This window comes from Variovorax sp. P1_H12_2, assembly GCF_056405335.1.
Window position 1 is genome coordinate 1 of record NZ_JBFUCI010000600.1, and the last position, 2,851, is coordinate 2,851.

Here is a 2,851-nt window from a genome sequence, read left to right on the forward strand (position 1 = left end):
CTGTTGTTGTTCGTGGACGACTGGCAATGGGCGGACGATGCATCACACCAAGTGTTGGCCGCGCTGCGCAAACGCCGGGATGGACGGCTGCTGATCGTGCTGTCGACGCGCCTGATCGCCGCCACGCAAGGGACCGTGGTCGCGGACCAAACTCTTGCGCTAATGCCATTGAGCGATGCCGAGGCGACACGCGCAATAGAGATCCGCATGCCTGGGCTCGATCCGTTCGTCGTCGAGGAAATCTGCAGTCATGCCAGCGGTAACCCGCTGTTCCTGGAGGAGTTGTGCCACTCGGCGGCACGCGCCGATTCGGGGCGGCGCATGGGACGAGCGCAGGGATCGGGGTGGCTGAACCGGCTCGTCGAGTCGCGCGTGCAGCAATTGCCTGCGGCCCAGATCGAGCTGGTGCGCGTGGCCGCTGTGATCGGCAACGTGATTCCCGCGTGGCTGCTCGAAGCCATCACGGGCCACCGTGCGGACGGGCCACTGCAGTTGGGCTTGGCCGAGCAGGATTTCATCTTTCCCGGTGAGATGTCCGGCACTTTGCGGTTCAAGCACGGCCTCACGCGCGACATCATCTACGAGTCCGTGGGCCTGCATCTTCGCCAGGAGTTGCACCTGCGCATTGCCGAGGCCATACGGCAGCACGCCGCCGTCGGATCCGGAGGCGAGGCCCTGGAAGCGCTGGCCTTGCACTTCGATGCGGGCGGCGACGCAGTCCAGGCGGCGCGCTTCGCCGAAATGGCGGGCGACAGGGCTCTCTCCGCCTCGGCGCTTGACCGCGCGCGCTCTCTGTATCGCGTAGCGCTTGCCGCGCTCGACCGGCTGCCCATGAGCCCCGAGGTGGCACTGCGTTGGGTCGCTATCGTCCAGCGGCTGGGTCGCGTGTGTGTGTTCGACCCGGTGCGCAGCGAGCTTCCCCTGTACGTTCGCGCAGTCGAACTCGCCGAGCGATATGGCGATGTCGCGACAATTGCACGTTCGCGCCATTGGCTCGGCTACATCAGCTATGGGCTGGGCGATTGCCTGATCGCTATCGCCCACTGCGAGCGGGCGCTGATCGAGGCGCAGGCTGCGCGGGACGAAAAGTTGACGATGCAGGTCGTGGCGGCACTGGGCGAGGCGCATGGTGCCACCGCGCAGTACGATCGCGCGCTGGTTTTCCTGGACGAGGCCATTGCCGTCAAGCGCCTACACCGAAGCGGGCGCCACCTCAACGTCGGTCTGGCCTACTCGCTGGTCTGTCGCGCCTGCGTGCTGGGCGACCGTGGCCTGTTCGCCCAGGCGCACGAGTGTTTCGAGGAAGCGGTCAGCTGCATCGCCTCCGCTTCCCATGAGATCGGCACCACTATCCACGGTCTGCAGAGTGCGGTGCTGCTGTGGCAGGGTCGCTGGGAAGAGGCGCGTACGGCCGCCGAGGAGTCCGGCCGCATTGCCGAAGCGACACGCAGCCTCACGCAGTTGTCGGTGGCGCGTGCGATGGATGCCTTCGCCGGTTGGATGCTGACGCGCCAGCCCGAATTCCTGCAGACCATCATTGACGTCACGGCTTGGCTGGAGCCGCGCGAGAGTGCGTTGTTCCGCTCGCTCAACCATGGCTGGCTGGCCGCCGGCCTGATCCATGCCGGGCGGCGCGACGCCGCCCGCCGCCACGCCGCGCAGGCGCTGCAACGGGGCCGGCAGCGCGATTTTCTGGGTGTGGCCATGAGTTACCGCGCGTTGGCCCGCGACGCCGCTGCGTCCCACAGGCCGGAGCAAGTTCTGCACTATTTCGACATGGCGATGAAGACGGCGCGGGCGCGTGATTCGGCGCACGAGATCGCCGTGACACAACTGTGCGCCGCTGAGATCGCGTGGTGCCATCAGGGGCACCGCCTGAACTCGCAACTCGACGAGGCCACATGCGCCTTCGAGCGCATGAGCATGCCATGGCATCTCGCGCACGCGATGCATTTGCGTGCGTCCATCGACGCGGCTTCCGTCCCGCCGGAAATTGCGTTGACCGGCCCTATGGTGGCGTGAGGATCAGCAGCACCGGCGATCCCGTCGATCGCAGCGTACCGGCGTTCATCAGGCCGGCGAACATGGCCAGCAGAACACCCATGGCCATCGCGTAACCGGGGCAGCCATGCACGGTGGGTTGCGCGGCGCCCGCCTTGTCGCGGCCGAATATCAGCTCGTTGGGTGTGGTGGGATCGGTCAACGCGGACGTGAGGCCAAGGACGACGCGCATGTTGTCGTCCTGGTTGACTACACCGGCTTTGACGGGACTGCGCCACAGCATCTCCGGCACCGGGCGTCTGCGCATCGTGGCGAAGAGCGGGCCGCGCAGGGCGGCGTTGGCTTCGTCGTAGGTGGGGTCGACGCCGGTGGTCGATTCGAACAAGGCTTGCTGGTGCTGCCAGAGCGCCTCGTCCTTGATCCAGGTCTCCATCGTGCGGATGAAGTTGCCTTGCACCGTGGGCGGAAAGCCAAGCAGCACGCCGGCGAGGCTGAGCGCATACGTCTCTTCGGAAACGGTGGGTCCCAATTGGGTCTTGATTGTCGCGGCAAGCGTTCCCGGCGTGCCTCCACTCTGGAGCCAGTCTTTCACGGCCTTGAGTACCGACTGACCCTGCTGGCAACCCGCCTGCTGCACCTCCGCGCGGGGATGCGGAGAAAAGATAAATCGCGATGTGGTCGCAAAGTTCCCGGGACACCGGGGCATGCCGGCGTTTTCTTCGAGGCGCCCGCCCGTCTGCATGAACGCGGAGGGCGCTGGAGGTAGTGTGTCGGGCAGCCCGATCCATGCCTTGCACAAGGCCGCCATCACGAAGTCGCTGAAGCTGACCAGATCGATCGGGCGCCGCAC

2 protein-coding genes are annotated in these 2,851 nt (G+C 66.2%); one reads left to right on the plus strand and one right to left on the minus strand.

All coding sequences use genetic code 11. The features are described from left to right. A partial coding sequence (locus AC1D2K_RS32975; protein ID WP_478094421.1) for an ATP-binding protein occupies positions 1-2,022 on the plus strand: 2,022 nt, incomplete at its 5' end. On the opposite strand, the gene AC1D2K_RS32980 is transcribed toward AC1D2K_RS32975, so the two are convergent. Then, on the minus strand, positions 2,009-2,851 hold an 843-nt coding region (locus AC1D2K_RS32980; protein ID WP_478094423.1), incomplete at its 5' end, for a hypothetical protein. The genes AC1D2K_RS32975 and AC1D2K_RS32980 overlap by 14 nt on opposite strands.